The organism is uncultured Rhodococcus sp. (genome assembly GCF_963525155.1).
Lineage (GTDB): Bacteria > Actinomycetota > Actinomycetes > Mycobacteriales > Mycobacteriaceae > Rhodococcus_F > Rhodococcus_F qingshengii.
This window is the reverse complement of record NZ_CAURKP010000006.1, coordinates 40,280-57,082: the sequence shown is the minus strand read 5'-3', so window position 1 is coordinate 57,082 and position 16,803 is coordinate 40,280. Positions and strand designations below refer to the sequence as shown.

Genomic DNA, 16,803 nt, shown 5'->3' with positions numbered 1-16,803 from the left:
GAAGCTCACCTACGTTCGGGGGAGGAGGTCAGGACACCAGGTCGGGGATCGTGCGCGAAGCGAACAGTTCGTCGAAGTTCGGCAGTGATCCGAGCTTGTCCCGATTCTTGTTGTCTTGAAACAGAATCCACCCGTACGTCGCCGGGCTGTCCATGGCCAACACGTTGCGCAGGCTCAGCGCCTGCTTGTAGTCGTCGACCCGCTTGGCTGCAATCAACGCAGCCAACTGTTCGTCGTCGTAGTCGGCCAGAATCTCTTTCGAGTACTTGACCAAGTGCTGGACGAGGGCGAAGTCCTCGGTCAGCACCAGGTTTCGGGCCGCCTTCTGCACTGCTGGATCGTCGGGTCCGGACGCACCCGGCGTGCGGGCGGCGGCGAGTTGTTGCGCGAAGTGAAGCACGGTGTACGCACTGAGCAGCGCATACATCGTCGCCGTATCGGTCTCGCCGTAGGCAGGGACTGCTCCGTTCAGTGCAGGGCGCCCGTCGCGCACTGCGAGTTTGAAGGTGCGGACCTGACGTGCTGCGATGGCGGACGCCAATTCTTCGAGGAGCTCTTTGTGCGACTTCGCAGCCAGGATTGCATCACTGTCCTGGTAGAGCATCAGTGCCTTGGGCATCGCGTAGACGAACGAGTGCTGTTCGACTTCCCAGTTCTCGAGCAGTCGGGTTCCGAGCGCGGATCCCGTTGCCTCCACATGCAGTTCGAGCAGGAGTTGTACTGCGTGGTTGTGGACAGCGGCAAGAGGGTCGGTCGCAGCGGTGATCGAACCCAGCAGTACGGAATCGGTACTTGCTCGCAGTGCCAATTCGCCACGAGGGTCGTACTGGTAGAAGAAGCCACCACTCATGCCGTTGCCGACACCCTTGCCGAACTCGCCGAGATTCACGACAGCACCGTTGGTCATGTACTCGCCGGCGAAGTCTCCGACACCTTCGACGACAGCACAGGCGCCGGAGTTGCGAACTGCGAAGCGATCGCCTGCTTCACCTTCGACGAACACTCGTCCACCGGTGGCGCCGAAGAGCGCGAAGTTGCCGATCAACACGTTTCCACCGGCGTCACTGGAGCCGCCGCCTGGGCTACGCACGGCAATCACGCCGCCGCTCATGCTCTTTCCTACGCCGTCGTTACATGTCCCGGTGTGTTCCAGGTGCATGCCGTCGTTGCAGAATGCGCCGAACGACAGGCCCGCAGATCCGGTCGTCAGGACGCGCACGCTGCCCGGCGCCAGGTAGCGACGCCCACGCTCGTCGGTCAGTACTCCCGGAGCGAGAAGGCCGGGCGCTCCGTAGTTGAGTTCGCGTTCGAGGTCGATCGCCAACTGACCACCGACGCTCTTGTTCCGGTTACCCAGGTGCAGTGCACCTTCGGCGAATTCAGGTCCGGACACGGCGACCGAGGCCTCGCCACGGTTGAAGAACACCGTACGAACCTCGTCCATGATCTTCTCGTCGAGCGCGTACTCACGTTCGAGGTACACAGGATTGTCGATGGGGATGTCCGGGGCGGACTCGAACATCGCGTCCAGTTTCAGATTGCCGACAATAGACGGGTGATCGAGCAGATGCAGGAGATCCGTTCGACCCCGCGCTTCCTGAAGGGATCGCATTCCCAGATTCGCGAGCAGTTCCCGAGTTTCGTGAGCGATGTTGAGAAGGTACTGCGCCATCGCGCGGGGATCGCCGTCGAACAGTTCCGGGTTGGTGGTCAGACCGGCGGGGCACTTGATGTTGCAGTTCTTGGCCATGACGCAGCCCATCATCATCAGCGCCGACGTACCGAACTCGAAGCTGTCTGCGCCGAGTAGGGCGGAAGTGATGATGTCGCTGCCGGTCTGATGCGCGCCCGAGCATCGCAGAACGACTTTCTGGCGAAGGCCGTTGGCACACAGAGCTTGATGGACCTCTGCGATACCGACCTCGGCCGCACGGCCCGCGTACTTGAGGCTGGTCACCGAAGCGGCGCCGGTGCCACCGGTGTTTCCGGCGACGTTGATGACGTCGGCGCCGGCCTTGGCGACACCGACGGCGATGGTGCCGATTCCTTCCGAGGACACCAACTTCACGATCACCCGAATGCGAGCTGCCTTGCAGTCGTGGATGAGCTGAGCGAGGTCCTCGATCGAGTACGTGTCGTGGTGAGGCGGCGGCGAAACCAGTTCGACGCCGGGCGTTCCGCCGCGGGCGGCAGCGATGTCGACGGTGACCTTGGCGGCCGGAAGCTGCCCGCCCTCACCGGGTTTTGCGCCTTGGCCGAGTTTGATCTCGATCTCTTCGAGCATCGGATCGGCGAGGTAGCCCGCCCAGATTCCGAAGCGTCCGGATGCAAACTGCTTGATGCGCGATGCACGAATCGTGTTGTAGCGCGAAAGGTGTTCGCCGCCTTCGCCGCTGTTGGACATCGCACCGACCATGTTCGTGCCGTGCGCGACGGCTTCGTGCGCCGGAGCGTTCAGTGCGCCATGGCTCATGGCACCCGACGCCAACTTCGGGGTGATGTCGCTTGCACTCTGTACCTCGGAGAGAGGTACACCTGCCGGTGCGACCCTCAGCTTGGAAAGGAACTCTGCCGCAATACCGGTTGCATTCAGCACCAGATCCGGGTCGGTGGCCTCGATGGTGACGTCGTCGGCAAAGGCGACGGAAAGAGCATCGCCGAGTGCTACCACCCGAGCGGTGTCGTCGGCCAGTGGACCGTCCAGGCTAAGTGTGTACCGGCTGTCCGCGGCAGATTCACACCGGATTCCACGAATCACGATCGTCTTATTGCCGCGCACCGAGAATCGGCTGATCTGGTCGGTGAACTCGGCTGTTGTCACCGCAAATGTGACATCACCGGGCACGGAGATGACATCGCGCAACGCGGCGGGACGACGCGATCGTTCCGCAGCCATGACAGTGGAAAAGTCCCGGTACCCGGCGGTGATGTCGAAGTCGTCGATCTGCTCGGTGGTCAACTGGTCGAAGCTCGTCGCCCGGTAGGCCCCCGCATCGAGGCGGAAGGCGTCGTCGAGCCGTCCGAGCGGCAGTAGACGTAGAGCCTCGAATTGTTCTGTTCCGGAGGGACTGTCGAACGCGATCTTCTCCTCGGTGAGTTCGACGTACTTACGGACCGCGGTGGTACCGAACGAATGCCCTGCGCCGTCTGCACGCTCCTTGAACAGGCCGAGCAGTGGCAGATCCTTCTCGCCCCCGACTTCGCTCGCACGCTCGTGCCACTGCTTCGAGGTCACCGCGACGGTGTCGAAACCGACGCCACCCACCGGTGACTTCATGTTGGGGAACCACTGGCGCAGAACAGGGTCGGAAGTGTCGAGGAAGTTGGGTTCGAAGAATTCTCCACCGATGTAGCTCTCGACGGTGCACAGACCGACGCGTCCCATCGTCTTCATCAGGGACTTCTCGGCGGCCTTCGCGAAGCGTCGGAACGCGGCGTCCGGGTCAGCGGCGAACTTCTCCTCGGCTCGCAACTGAACGGACAGCGGGTAGACGGCGGAAGCGCCGAAACCGAGTGCGGCCGCAACGTGGTGTGAGGACTCGATCTGGCCGCTCTCCACGATGAGAGAGACGCGCAATCGCAGGCCCGCGTCGATGAGGCGTTGGTTCAATGCTCCGACGACCATGATCGCGGGAAGTGTTGCGCGCTCGTGAGATACGTGGCGGTCGGTCAGGACTGCGATTCCGCCCTGTTCGGCCGCGAAGGCTACAACAGCATCGCCGAGCGCGGTCATCGCGTCGACCATTGCCTGCGCGTCACCCTCGGCGGGGTAGAGCATTTCGAAGCGGCGGTGCGGAGTGTGGTTCTGTTCGCGGATCTTGAGCATGTCCAGGTGCCCGAGGATCGGCGAGGCGATGACGATCTGCTTGCCCTGTCCGGGGGACATCTTCGCACCCAATGCGACCCGGAGGGTCATACCGTCCGCTTCACGGATGCTGTCGAGCGGAGGGTTGGTGACCTGGGCGAATCGCTGTGAAAAGTAACGTGCCACACCGCCTTCGCGGTCGCTGAATGCGTTGATGGCGTTGCCGTAACCCATGGCGGAGACCTTTTCGGCTCCGTGTGTGAGCATCGGATCCATCAGGAATTTGAAACTTTCCTGATCCAGGGAGTACGCCATGTAGCGCTGATGAACCTCGAAGGTGCCGTTGTAGCGGGTCGGGGAGCTGACCTTCTCCGCTGGCACGGCGGGAATGTCTTTGATCAGGATTCGCGATTGCTCCAGCAACGACTGGTAGTCGCGCTGAGCGGCAATCTTTTCCAGAGCTTCACGAGCGGTGTAGGTATGGCGGTCTCGATGATCGAAGTACAACATTCCGCCGGCCTCGACGCGGCCACGGTGAATCACCGTCTCAGGCGCGAACGCGATCTGTCCGGCTTCGGAGAATGCGCACACGTAGTCGTGCGTCTCGATCGTGCGTAGTGGACGCAGACCGAGGCGATCCAGGCGCGCACCGATGATGGTGCCGTCGCCGAACACCAGCGCTGCCGGTCCGTCGTTCTTCTCCTCGTACAGCGAGAAGTACTCGAACATCGCCCGCACTGCGGGGGAGAGGGTGGTGTCGTTTTCCCAGGCCGGCGGCATCATCGAGACCACAGCCGTCACCAGGTCGACGCTGTCCTCGATGACGCGAGCTTCCAGGGTCTGATCGAGTCGGCAACTGTCGGACTGGCCGGGCGGACGGACGATCGCACGTCGTTTTGCACTGGCGACAGCAGCTTCGGAGAGCCGATTCTTCTTGTCCGTGTTCAGTTCTCCGTTGTGAGCCATGAATCGGAACGGCTGCGCCATCGTGGGATGCGGGTCCGTGTTGGTCGAGAACCGCGTGTGGAAGTACATCGTGTGCACGGCGTGATCGGGGTCGACCAGGTCGCGGAAGTACGGGATCACTTCGTCGGAGTTCAAGCGACCCTTGAGAACCTGAGTTCGCGCGCTGAGCGAGAGTGGGTACAACCCGCGTAGTGCAGGGGTGTTGTACGCGATGGCTTCGATGGCGAGCAGAGCTTCGTGCACGAGGCGATCGACTACCGCAGGCTCGGGACGCGGAGTGGGGACCTCGAAAATCCACTGCCTGATCGGAAGCTGATGCGCGATGGCTGCCGGCCGAATCGCCGAGTCGTCGACCGGCACGTTGCGCACAGCGAGGGTGGTGAAGCCTCGGTCCAGAAGTTCGCGTTCCACCAGAGCGGCTGCACGAGCATGCTGAGCATCGTCGTCCGGAAGGAAGAAGTTGCCGACGCAGAAGCGTCCGGCGCGGAGATCGGAGCGCCCGGTGACCTTGCGGAAGAAGCGGAGGGAGAGGTCAACCGAGACACCGCCGCCGTCGCCGACGCCCTCGGAAGACATACCGCCGCGGTGCGGTACCGAGCAGAGTGCTTCTCGCCCCTTGATCAGGACATCGTGGGTCTGCACGCCGTCCTTGCGCGTGATGAACCCGACCCCGCAACTGCTCTTGTCATCTGAGGGGTCGTACAAACCGACGATGGACGTGCTCACTGCAGCAACCTTCTCCCTGTCCTGGTTGCCCGGAGATTGTTCGACCGGGCAGATACGACGGCATGTATTCCGTCAGGGCAGGGCGTCGCTGCTTCGATGAAGCGGCACCCGAATGGGATCAGACTACTGAGTAGAGGCTTACCTTAGTCAAGTCTACTTGGTGTGACTTGGATCTGAGCAGGTCAGAGGGTTGCTTTGTAGGCAAGTGCATAGGCGATCTTGCCCGGCTTGTCGTCTGTGTACGGCTTGGACAGCTTTGCGAACTCGCCCTTGGACTCGGCTTTGCCGTCGTTCCAGGCCGACAGGACGCCAAGATCGGTGGCAGTGAATCCGCTGTCGACGACGGCATCGCCCGTCAACGCAGTTTGTGCTTTGGTCACCGACTTCACGGTGCCCAGGTAGCTGGAGAGATCATCGCGATTCCAGTTGGTGAGGTCGACGGGCGCGGTGTCGCGGACCCAGGCGCCCCAGTAGAACTCCTGGAACGGAATCGTGCCTGCGGCGAATCCGATGTCGCGGGAGAAGTACATCAAGCTGCGGTACTTGTCGTCGGCGAAGTTGGCCAGGCCGACGCTCTTCGGCAGAGCCTGGACCGGTACCTGGTTTCCGTCGACGTCACGCGACCAGACCCACTTGTTCTTCTCCATCTCGGTCCAGAAGGCACCTTCACTCAAGCCGCTGAGGTTGCCGAGAACCCGCAGTCGCACGTGAAGGTCGGGACCGCCGTCGGCCGTCTCGATGAAGGACGTGAGGGTGTGGTGACCGTCGGTCAGATAGAGATCGCCGCGGGGACCGACGACCACGGTCTTCATGGGCGCGATGCTCTCCGCGGTTTCCTGACCCACCGGGAGCTGGCAGGTGAAGGACGACGGGTCCTTCAGTGTCGACGCCGCAGTAGCGGTCGCGGCCTGGATCTGGCCGTTCGCCTCACACCAGTCGTCGAACTTCTTGTTGATCGTGTCTTTTCCGAGCGTGTATCGCCCGAGCTTGTAATACACCTCGTCGTAGCCGAGGGACGGTTGTGTCGCGTGAACGTCGCCGATGCGCACGTCCAGGAGATCACCTTCCTTGGCGCACAGGTACTCCGATCCGCCGGCGGAGCCTGAGAACGAACCGGTGGAGATTCCGCCACACGCGAGGGGAGCGGCGACAGCGGGAGTGCTGACCAATGTTCCGGCGCCGAGCAGTGCCAGTGTTGTGAGTGCCGAGATGGCGGAACGACGCATGTGGGGATCTCTCCTGATGATGGGTTCGCACGTGAAGAAGCTTGCGTCACAATCGCTCAGGGTGGTTTCGGACTTACTGACAACAGACGTCCGCGCGGTGGCTACCACGTGAATTCACGTCGTAACCACCGCGCGGTGAGCCGGTTGGTTGATCAGCCTTGCAGTTGATCAGCCTTGCAGTTGATCAGCCCTTGTAGTTGTAGAAGCCCTCGCCGACAGCAACGCCGAGCTTGCCCTCGTCGATGTAGTTCTTCTTGATGTAGTCGGCGAATTCGCGCTGCTTCTCGCCGCCCTGGGAGGAGATGTTGTAGACGGTGGTCAACCCGACGACGTCCATGATCTGGAAGGGGCCGAACGGGGCTCCGGTGCCGATACGCCACGTCTTGTCGACCATGTCGGGATCGGCGATGCCGTCGATCAGCAGGTCGGAGGCCGCGTTGAGGAGCGGGACCAGGAGCGAGTTGAGTACGTAGCCCGCCTTCTCCTTCTTGAGTTCGATCGGCACCATGCCGATGTTCTTCGCGAACTCGACGACCTCGCGGTACACGGCGGGGTCGGTGGACTCGGTGCCCATGACCTCGGCAGTGTTGTTGACCCACACGTGATTTGCGAAGTGCAGTGCGAGGAACTTCTCGGGGCGGCCGGTGAACTCCTTGAGATCGCTCGGCAGCAGCGTCGAGGAGTTGGTAGCGAACACCGTGTGCTCAGGAGCAACCGTGGCAAGCTTCTCGTAGGTGTCGCGCTTGATGGCGATGTCCTCGGGAATTGCCTCGATGACCAGGTCGGCCTTGGCGACGGCTTCGCCTAGATCGTACGAGTACGTAATACGTTGCAGCGCTTCGTCAGCCTTGCCTTCCTTGGCACCCTCGACGTTCTCGGCCTTGTAGGCCGCGGCCAACGAGTCGAACCGAGCCTTGGCCTTTTCGATGACCTCGGCGTTGATGTCGTACGCGACGACGTCGAAGCCGTGATAGGCGGTCTGATAGGCGATCTGTGAGCCGAGAACTCCGGTACCCAGAACGGTGATCTGCTTCAGTTCAGTCATTTTCGATCCTCAATCCTATTCGGTGGGTAGTCCGGCAAGCGTCAATCGGACCTGTGCGGCAACGATGTTCGTGAGTTCGTCAGCCGTGATCCGGTCCAATGCCGCGCGGGCTATTTCGAAGTGCAGCACGTTGGAAATCGTTCGCGCTGCAGTGGTGGTTCGGGTGGTGTGGTTGGGGTGTGCCTCGTGCAAGATTTGCGCAATCCGCGTTTGCAGGCGCTGCGAGAGTTCCAGGCCTTCGGCCCGGAAACACTCGCTGGGCTCACCGAACAACACCTCGCGTTGGTAGATGCCGGTGTTCTCGTCGTTTCGGCGACTTGCGATCAGCAGGGGTGAAACCAGCTCGAGCACACGATCTTCTGTGCCGGTCGACTTGGCTTCACGCTCTTCTCCCAATTCGATCTGCTTGCGGTATTCCGCGTTGTACACCATGAGCAGCAACTCGGCTTTGCTTGCGGCGTAACGAAAGAGAGTGCCGCCGGCTACATCGGCGCGGTCGGCAATTTCTTGAGTTGTGACTGCGCTGTAGCCCTTTTCCGTGAACAGTTCGGCAGCGGCGTCGAAGATGCGTGTCTGCTTCTCGAGTTTGTTGCGTTCGCGACGGCCCAGCTCTTGGTCCGGCTTCGTCATCCCGCTCACCTCGTTCCATTTCGGATCACGCTCATAAATGAGTCTACTCCGAAATATCGGGAGGGTGGAGTCTCCTCCGTCACATCACCGCAGTCCGCTGACCCAACCGGCGAACACGTCTGAGAACACGTCCGCTTCGCACGCATGCGCCGATTCGGGATAGGCGCACTCTGGGTATCCGGCGACGACGGCGGCAAGTTCGACGTTGCAACACTGCGCCAAGAGGCCACGCAGGAGATCCGCAACCGACCAGCCCGCGACGGATACCGCAGGGATTCCCTCTTCCTCGTACACCTTCACCAGATCGGCGTGCCTCCAGGACAATTCCTCGGCCACCAGTGCATCAGGGTTGAAAGACATGGCGCGGTCGAGTGATCCGCGCAGAAGTGAGTGCGGATCGTCCTCGCCGCGAAGCCTGGTCGCGAGGTCCGCCGGCGCCTTCTGCATGACGAACATCCAGGGTTTGCCGTCGGGAAAGACTCCACCGAAGCCTGCCACGTTGAACGGTAAGTGGCTACTGAGAAAATCGGTCTCCACGTCGACGTGTTGATCGTCGCCCAGATGAATGAAGTGGCCGGAGGCAATCTCCTCGCCCATTGCCGGCTCAGCCCATGTGTTGTTCCACAGATCGGTCATCCGACTGCCTTCGGGAAAATCGAGAACCTCGAAGAGAAAACCCATGTCTCTACAACTCCCCGTCGAAGTGGGTGGTTACTCCACCGGTCAGTCGAGAAACCGTCTGCGCCGAGGTCGCGAGGACGACTCGGCTTGTCTCGAAGGTCATCTCGTCGCGTTCGGTGTCCTCCGATTCGGGATCCTCGGCGAGTGAGAAGTCGAGTTCCACCTCTCGATCGGTGCTGGAACAGACCGATATCATCAGCCCGAGTCGTTCGTCGGTGAGCGCCGGAAGCGATTTCTCGGGATGAAAGTCTGCGGCCGCGTGAAAGAAGAACGCCGCCAGCCGTTCGACGAATCCGTCGTCCGTATGTCGGCTGAGATACTGATTGAAGCGGTCGGGGCTGAGCAGTCCGACGTCGAAAACGAGTGTGGGCACGTCGGATTCGAAGACAGTGGCGGGAACCGCATGACTGCGAAGGAAGACTGCGGCGCCGCCGTATCCCGGCAACCTGAACCCATCACGCATCTGGTGTACTCCCGTCGCAGTGGTGTCCTGTCCACGCTAGGCCATTGCTCGGCCGCGTGCTGCCTACTCGAGTAGGCAGCTTGATGGAAGAATCACCGCCTATGACTGCTGTCCTGTACCCGCCCGTCGAACCGTACGAGTCCGGTCTGTTGGAAGTGGCGGATGGTCAGAGTCTGTACTGGGAGACAGTCGGCAATCCTGCGGGCATTCCGGTTCTCTACCTCCACGGCGGTCCCGGTTCGGGATGCACTGTCGGCGCCAGGCGTTTCTTCGATCCCGAAGTCTTTCGCGCAGTTCTGTTCGATCAGCGAGGCTGTGGGCGCAGTCTTCCGCTAGCGAGCAGTCGGGACGTCGATCTGACCGTGAACACCACGGCGCACATTGTGGAAGACATCGAGCGTCTTCGTGAGCATCTCGGTATCGAGCGATGGATCGTCACGGGACTTTCCTGGGGCGTGAGTTTGGGTCTGGTGTACGCGCAGGCGTTTCCCGCGCGGGTGCAAGCGATGGCCCTGGGCGCGATCACCGGCGGGACGAGGGTCGAAATCGAGTGGATCACCCGTGCGATGGGCCGGGTTTTTCCGCGTGAATGGGAAGAGTTCGTGGCGCCGTTGCCGGTGGACGAGCGTGACGGAAACCTCCCCGCGGCGTACGCGCGACTGCTTGCCGATCCGGATCCTGTTGTGCGCGAGAATGCCGCGTTGCAGTGGTGCCGTTGGGAAGACGTGCACGTGTCGCTGATGCCGGGGTGGACTCCGAGTGTTCGATACCAGAATCCGGACTTCCGCCGGGTGATGACCAGGCTGGTCACGCATTACTGGGGTAACGACTGCTTCCTGGCGCCGAATCAGATCCTGGACGGAATGGACCGCCTCGCTGAGATTCCCGCGATTCTCGTGCACGGACGGTATGACATTTCCGGGCCACTCGACACTGCCTGGGCGATCCACCAGCGGTGGCCGGGTAGTGAGTTGGTGGTGCTCGACGACGCCGGGCATGGCGGTGGCGGATTCAACGAGGCAATCGTGGAAGCTCTGAATTCACTGGCTCATTCGGTCTGATCGAGTGCACCGGCGCGGGCCGCGGCGAGCGCGCCGGCAGCAGCACGATCGGCAACCGACTGGTCGACGGGTAGATCGGCGACCAGCAGGCGATAGTAGATGGGTGCGGCGACGGCCGCCAGAAGATCAGCGGCTGAGACCTTCTCGGAGATTTCCCCGCGTTCGACTGCTCGGCGGACGACGATGTCTGCCAGTTCGTAACGTGCGGAATAGAACTCGCGCTTGAGTCTCGCGACCTCGGGCGTGCGGACCGCATCGGAGAACAGTGCAGCCACCAATGCGCCGCCCGACTTGCTGGTCACCAGTGCGACTATCGATCTGGCCATCTCGCGTAGGTCGGATTCGATGGAACCGGTATCCGGGATGGGGACGGTGGTTGCCGATACCTCGATCGCCGCGTCGGCCACCAACTGGGACAGCGTGCTCCACCGCCGGTAGATCGTGGTCTTGTGGACTCCGGAGCGGGCGGCTATGTCCTCGATAGTCATCGCCGCGAATCCGCGTTCGGACAATTCGGCCGCCGTGGCTGCCAGGACGGCCTCGCGCACCCTGGCACTACGCCCTCCGGGCCGTTGTGGTGTCGAAGTCATGAGCCAACCTTATCGCAACAAGGTGTTGTGTTAGCTGGAGGCACGTGGTTCACTGAGCTAATGCAACTGATCGTTGCATTAGAGATGAATTGAGGGGTGTTTTCCCATGTCATACGAATTTCCTGTCGATCACCGAGGCCTCTTCGAAGAGCGCACAGGACAGTTTCTGAGCTTCGGGCTCCCCGTCTCGGATCTCGAGGAACTGCGCGCGTCCATCCACTCGACCTGGGCCGACGCGCCGGGTGGTTGGTCGTACGAGTGGTCGGCGTTGGCAGCAAAGTACTCCGCCGACGGCAATCATTCACTCGCGGCGATGATCTACGGAATCGCCAAGTTCCCCGTCCTGGCCAACGATTCGCGGCGCCGGGCCCTGCAGAATCAGGTGGACGAATACGTCAAGGCAGCACCGGGATTCGGGCTCGAGTTCGAGCGTCGAATCCTGTCCCTGCCCTACCGAAACGGCGAGATCGAGCTACCGGTACACATCCTCTCGGCGGACGGACGGTACGAAGACGCACCCGTCCTGTTGCTCAGCGGCGGCGTCGACGGCTGGAAGATGGACATGCATCCGTTGGCCAGCGCGTTCGCGAAGAACGCCGGGGTGACGGTTGTCGCTTTCGATCAGCCGGGAACTGGTGAATCACCCGTTCCTCTCGATGCTTTCGGCGACGAGGTGCTCGACGGGCTCGTATCGACGGCTCGCGCTCTCGGCAACGGGCAGGTGGCGCACCTGGGAGTCTCCTTCGGTGGCAACTTCGCCGTGCGCTCGGGGTTGACCGGCGCCGTCGATGCGGTGATCAACATCGGCGCCCCGGTCAAGGGCGCGTTCGAGACCGCGAACGCCGAGCGCCTGGTCTACGGCATGGGCGACATCGTCGGAAACGCACTGGGTTTCGATGCCCCGGCAACCAAAGAGGCGCTGGTAGAGGGTCTCCGTGCGTTCGATCGCAGTGTCTTGATGACCGCCGACGACGGCCGGACCCCGATGCTTGTGGTCAACGGGGCCGACGACGTTCACATTCCGCTCTCGGACACCACCCTCTTCGAGGAGCGCCCGAACACTCAGGTACACGTCATCCCGGATGCGGGGCACTGCGCAGTGACCAAGCTGCCCGAGTTGACGCCGATGATGATCGACTGGCTACGAGATGCCCTGTCAGGAACCGCTCCACGAACCGGTCGATGATCCGCCGCCGAAGCTGGCAAAACGATACGTCGCAAGAACGGCTTTGTGATCGGTCGGCCACGGCGTCGGCGAAGCGATGAAGTTGTCCTGGGAGTTCTCTTCCACTCTGTGGTTGTGCACGATCGTCTTTCGCGGGCCGATGATCCCGACGGATCCCAGCTTCAGGTCCGAAGCGCGATCGGCGAAGATGTAGTCGATCCGATCGCGTTCGTCTGCCTCGGGTGCCCAGGTGAGCTGTGAGGTGTCGACGTCGGGATTGTCGGACGGCCAGGTGAAGCCCGGGTGTGTGGCCGGGTTCGGGTACTTACTGCGGTAAGCGTCGACGAATCCGGCTTGGTCGAGCAGGCGGGTGGATTCCCAAGGAACGACTACACCGTTGTGGTCGAACAGATTTCGCGTGCCGTCGGTCCAATCCAGGGCCGACGGTTCGTTGAAATCGCCACCGAGGATGACGGATCTGCCCTTGGCCCGTTCTTTTGCCGCATCGTCGACGAACGTCGAAATTGCCTTGGGTCGTCCCGAATTGATGTTCACGCGCTGAACCGTCTCGGGGTCCGTGACCGGACCGGACGGCATCTTGTTCCAGCCGAACTCGGAGAACTCTCCGGGCTTGGGAACACCCGCGCCGTATCCGCGCGGTAGATACGTCGCGTAGGACGTGTAGGCCAGATGTGCCGAGTAAGCAGCGATTTGTTTGCCGTCGACCGTCACGACTGCCTTGATCATCGAGTTCAGGTCGGCTGTTTCCTCGATCGGAAACTTGGAGAGAATCCCCACGTCGGAGGACGCTGCTCCGTAGAAGGTGGTTCCTGATTTGGTCAGCATGTCGGCCAATGCAGTTGTCGCAGTGCCGGCTTCCGACAGGAGAACTATCGACGCCTGTGTCGAGATGATCATGTCGGCGATCAGCTGCAGGCCACCGTTGATCTTGGTTCCGCCGTGCCAGGTGTTGAGGGAGAGCACTTTGATCTCCTGCGCGGGGTTCGCCCCCGCGACGGAGGTATTGGCACCCAATGTAAATGCGCTCGCGGTGACTGTGCCCGCGGCTACCGCCATCGCCTTGACCATCTGGCGGCGCGTCAATCCATTCATCAAATCCCGGCTCTCGTTGTCGTGTGCTCGAACCCCCGGAAGATGATTACCATCGCTACCTAAACGGACAGTTAACCAATTGTAAAATGGCAGATTTCCACAGAACGCCGTGCGGGCAATAGTCTTCTGATCGTGGTACTCAGCGAGCGTTTCCCCGGTAGCAAGACCTTCGCGAAGGTTCGTGTCCTGCCGCCGGTGGTGAAGCTGCTCCTCCTCTCGATGGTGCTGTTCAACATCGGGTTCTATCTGGTTGTCCCCTTTCTGGCGGTGCACCTTTCGGAGGACCTCGGATTTGCGGCCTGGATTGTCGGCCTCGTCCTCGGATTGCGGATGTTCAGTCAGCAGGGCATGTTCTTCATCGGTGGAAGCCTCGCCGACAGGTTCGGCAAGCGTCCGATCATCCTGCTGGGCATAGCCGTTCGTGTAGTCGGTTTTCTGATGCTCGGTCTGGCAGAAAGCATGAGCGCCGTGATCGTCGGCGTGCTCCTGGTCGGCTTTGCTGCCGCGCTCTTCGCGCCCGCAGTGGAGTCGGCCAACGCGGAGTACGGACGCGAACTCGAGTCCGCCGGAGTTATGCGTCGTACCGATTTGTTTGCAGTGGAACAGATGTGCAGCCGCCTGGGAACCGTGATCGGTCCGGCGCTGGGAGCTGCTCTCCTGATGTTTCCGTTCTCGTGGACGGCGTCGAGCGCCGCGTTGCTCTTCGCGATCATGTGGGTCGGGTTCTTCATCTGGTTCCCCCGACCGGGCGATGCCCACGACGGCCCGGTGTCGACCTATACGCTGCGCGACGTCTGGCGAAGTGTCTTGACCAACAACAACTTTCTGCTCTTCGCGACGCTGTGCAGTTTTCAGCTGGTTGCGTACAGCCAGCTGTACCTGATGCTTCCGGAACAGCTCGAGCGCGGAATCGGTTCGCAGTCGGCGCTGGGATGGTTCTACGTGGGCGCGGCGGTGTTGGTGATCGTCGGGCAGGGACCGACGGTCGCGGTTGCCCACCGCATCGGGCATCGGCGCGCGATCACCTTCGGGCTTGTGCTCATTTCGGTGTCGTTCCTGGTTCCGCTGGTCACCGGCGTCGACTCCGCAGCTTCGGCGTCGACGCAGATAGTCGGTCTGGCGGTGTGGATAGGGCTGCTGCACCTGGGACAGATGTTGATGGTGCCGCCGATGCGAGACACCATCGCGATCCTCGGTCGTGAAAGCAACCTCGGAGCGCACTTCGGCATGCTCAACACGATCGGCGGTCTGCTCGCGCTCCTGGGAACCGTGGGAGTCGGATTCGTGTACGACCTCGTCGACAACGGCCACGCAGCGCCGGCGTCACCATGGGTGATCGTTGCGCTCTGCGTGGCCGTGTCGGCTGTGGTGTTGTGGGTGTGGTCAGGCCGAACGAAAGTTATCGACCCGCGATCGTCTGATTGATCTTTGCGACGAAATCTTCCAGCACAAACGGAATGGTGAGCGGGTTCGGCATGGACACCGCGTCACTGACGATGGGGTCCAAGCTGATCAGGCCTCCGGTCTCGACCACGTTCAGATTGGTGAACGCCGGCTGCGACTCCATCTCGGCGCGAGCCTTCTCGTAGTTGTCGAAGAGCAGGTAGTCGCACTCGAGGAGGTCGTAGTTCTCGGCGGAGATCTCGTAGTTCAGCTTGCCCGCGAACCGGTCCTTCAGTGCGGCAGGCGCCGTGAACCCCAGTTGCGTGAGCAGCTGAGCGCGCGCAGCCTCGGGGCTGAACGCTCGAAGATTTCCATCGCTCCAGCGAATGACGAGAGCTGCTGTCTTGCCTTCGAACTGGGGGTTCTCCGCGCGGGTGCGAACGATGAGGTCTTCGACTTCCTGGACCTCCTGCTTTGCCTGCGCGGGAACGCCCACAGCGGTGCCGATACGGGTCGTGACTTCCTGCCAGGGCAGAACCCAATCCGTCTGATCGGCGGCGTGCAGCACCGTCGGCGCGATGGCGCTGAGCTGCTTGTACAGATCCTCGTCGATCGCGTTGTTGACGGCGATGATCAAGTCAGGCGCTGCCGCCACGATCGTTTCGATGTCGAAATCGGTGGTGGCGTTGGCCAATGGCGTCGGCTCCGCGCCCTGGACTGCAGAGTCGGCCCAGACGCCGATTCCGTCGTCGGTCGATCCCTTCCACACCGGGACCAGGACGGGCGTCAGCCCGAGGGAAAGCAAAACGTCCGCGTCGCCGATACCGACCGCTGCGATGCGGCTGGGTGCCTGCTCGATGGTGGTGGAGCCGAACTTGTGGTCGATCGTCACCGGGAAGGCGTTGGCCTCGGCGTGAGCACCTTCGGTGCCGGGAGTGGATTCGTCCTTCGCGCTGTCGCCGCAGGCAGCAAGGGCGAAACCTGCTGCTGTTGCGAAGGTGACGGACAGCATGGCACGGCGGCTCAACATAGGGTTCACGGCAACCTCGGGTTTCATGGTTATGGGACCCTAACCATAGTGGAGTTGCTGTGTCGGCAGTGTTTGTTAGTGTCCGCCCATGACGGCGGTTCTCGACTACACATCAGCAGGACCGTTCACCCGCATCGACGGGGTGGACATGCTCGCCCTCGAGTCGCTCTCCACCGACCCCGTGAAAATATGCCGGGTAGTGCCGTACCTGGTGGTCCAACCCACCGATGCTCAGTCGCTGAATCTGCCTGCCGACCGATTCGACGAAAACCAGATCCGGCCGGTAAGCGTTCTGCTCCAACGCCTGCTTGCGCTCGATCCGGCACCGGTGACCTCCGCCCGTGAACCGGACAAGCGGGTCGTCGGAACCTGTCGGCACTTTGCAGTTTCGAGTTGTGCGTTTCTGCGCTACCGCGGTTTTGCCGCCCGGGTCCGTTGTGGTTTTGCCACCTACTTTCAACCGGGACAGGGCGTGGACCACTGGATCACCGAGTACTGGGACGACGCGGGCAAGCGGTGGATCCGCATCGATTCCGAGATCCTCGGACAGAACGTCCTTCCTCACGCCCATGATCTGCAGCCGGGAGAATTCCTCAGTGGTGGTGAGGCGTGGCTGGCGTATCGACGCGGCGAGATCGACGCGTCCCAGTTCGGGGTGTACGGCACCGAGAACTGGGGGCCGGCCGAGATCCGCGGCAACGCTGTGAAGGACCTCGCCGCGATGAACAAGGTCGAAACTCTGCCGTGGGACGAGTGGGGTCGTATGACGGACGCCTACGACGGAAAGACAGGCGCCGACTACGACCTACTGTTGGACGATGTCGCCGCGGTGTGCGCCGCCGACGATCCCGTTGCCGTGCGAGCACTGTACGAGCACGATGACTTGCGCGTGCCGGACAAGCTGATTCGTTTCTGAGAT

13 protein-coding genes are annotated in these 16,803 nt (G+C 61.9%); 4 read left to right on the top strand and 9 right to left on the bottom strand.

Features of this window, described 5'->3' with window-relative positions; translation table 11 throughout:
* Nucleotides 1-28: 28 nt before the first annotated feature.
* The 6 genes from RWT78_RS02740 to RWT78_RS02715 form a co-directional block, all read right to left on the bottom strand.
* Nucleotides 29-5,497, bottom strand: coding sequence for a glutamate synthase-related protein (locus RWT78_RS02740; protein WP_314673677.1), 5,469 nt, complete (start codon nucleotides 5,495-5,497; stop codon nucleotides 29-31).
* Between the two features lie 182 nt (nucleotides 5,498-5,679).
* A complete protein-coding gene (locus RWT78_RS02735; protein WP_003942919.1) occupies nucleotides 5,680-6,723 on the bottom strand; it encodes a ParB/Srx family N-terminal domain-containing protein in 1,044 nt (347 codons plus the stop codon).
* Between the two features lie 184 nt (nucleotides 6,724-6,907).
* Nucleotides 6,908-7,768 (bottom strand): 3-hydroxyacyl-CoA dehydrogenase, encoded by an 861-nt coding sequence (locus RWT78_RS02730; RefSeq protein WP_030536170.1) that lies wholly within the window; start codon nucleotides 7,766-7,768, stop codon nucleotides 6,908-6,910.
* Nucleotides 7,769-7,783: 15 nt separating this feature from the next.
* Nucleotides 7,784-8,398, bottom strand: coding sequence for a helix-turn-helix domain-containing protein (locus tag RWT78_RS02725; protein WP_314673670.1), 615 nt, complete (start codon nucleotides 8,396-8,398; stop codon nucleotides 7,784-7,786).
* Between the two features lie 84 nt (nucleotides 8,399-8,482).
* Nucleotides 8,483-9,079 carry a hypothetical protein gene (locus RWT78_RS02720; protein WP_007730333.1) on the bottom strand — a complete coding sequence of 199 codons (597 nt, stop codon included), beginning with the start codon at nucleotides 9,077-9,079 and terminating at the stop codon, nucleotides 8,483-8,485.
* Nucleotides 9,080-9,083: 4 nt separating this feature from the next.
* Entirely contained in the window at nucleotides 9,084-9,542 is a 459-nt protein-coding gene (locus RWT78_RS02715; RefSeq protein ID WP_277377658.1) for a hypothetical protein, read from the bottom strand.
* Nucleotides 9,543-9,643: 101 nt separating this feature from the next.
* On the opposite strand from RWT78_RS02715, the gene pip reads away from it, so the two are divergent.
* Nucleotides 9,644-10,603: a prolyl aminopeptidase gene (gene pip, locus RWT78_RS02710; protein WP_314673666.1), complete on the top strand. Its 960-nt coding sequence runs from the start codon at nucleotides 9,644-9,646 to the stop codon at nucleotides 10,601-10,603.
* On the opposite strand, the gene RWT78_RS02705 is transcribed toward pip, so the two are convergent.
* Nucleotides 10,591-11,193 (bottom strand): TetR/AcrR family transcriptional regulator, encoded by a 603-nt coding sequence (locus RWT78_RS02705; protein WP_257233128.1) that lies wholly within the window; start codon nucleotides 11,191-11,193, stop codon nucleotides 10,591-10,593. The genes pip and RWT78_RS02705 overlap by 13 nt on opposite strands.
* A gap of 106 nt (nucleotides 11,194-11,299) precedes the next feature.
* On the opposite strand from RWT78_RS02705, the gene RWT78_RS02700 reads away from it, so the two are divergent.
* The gene (locus RWT78_RS02700) at nucleotides 11,300-12,379 is read left to right on the top strand and encodes an alpha/beta fold hydrolase (protein ID WP_314673660.1); all 1,080 of its coding nucleotides are present in this window, start codon (nucleotides 11,300-11,302) and stop codon (nucleotides 12,377-12,379) included.
* On the opposite strand, the gene RWT78_RS02695 is transcribed toward RWT78_RS02700, so the two are convergent.
* A complete protein-coding gene (locus tag RWT78_RS02695; RefSeq protein WP_314673658.1) occupies nucleotides 12,350-13,471 on the bottom strand; it encodes an endonuclease/exonuclease/phosphatase family protein in 1,122 nt (373 codons plus the stop codon). The two genes, RWT78_RS02700 and RWT78_RS02695, sit on opposite strands and share 30 nt — an antisense overlap.
* A 132-nt stretch (nucleotides 13,472-13,603) precedes the next feature.
* Between RWT78_RS02695 and RWT78_RS02690 the strand changes: the two genes are divergently transcribed.
* Complete coding sequence (locus tag RWT78_RS02690; RefSeq protein WP_314673656.1) at nucleotides 13,604-14,896, top strand: MFS transporter; 1,293 nt, start codon at nucleotides 13,604-13,606, stop codon at nucleotides 14,894-14,896.
* Here the strand turns inward: RWT78_RS02690 and RWT78_RS02685 are convergent.
* On the bottom strand, nucleotides 14,871-15,884 hold the full coding sequence (locus tag RWT78_RS02685) for an ABC transporter substrate-binding protein (RefSeq protein ID WP_232508959.1): 1,014 nt from the start codon (nucleotides 15,882-15,884) through the stop codon (nucleotides 14,871-14,873). The two genes, RWT78_RS02690 and RWT78_RS02685, sit on opposite strands and share 26 nt — an antisense overlap.
* An 88-nt stretch (nucleotides 15,885-15,972) precedes the next feature.
* On the opposite strand from RWT78_RS02685, the gene RWT78_RS02680 reads away from it, so the two are divergent.
* Nucleotides 15,973-16,800, top strand: coding sequence for a transglutaminase domain-containing protein (locus tag RWT78_RS02680; protein WP_003943248.1), 828 nt, complete (start codon nucleotides 15,973-15,975; stop codon nucleotides 16,798-16,800).
* Nucleotides 16,801-16,803 lie beyond the last annotated feature (3 nt).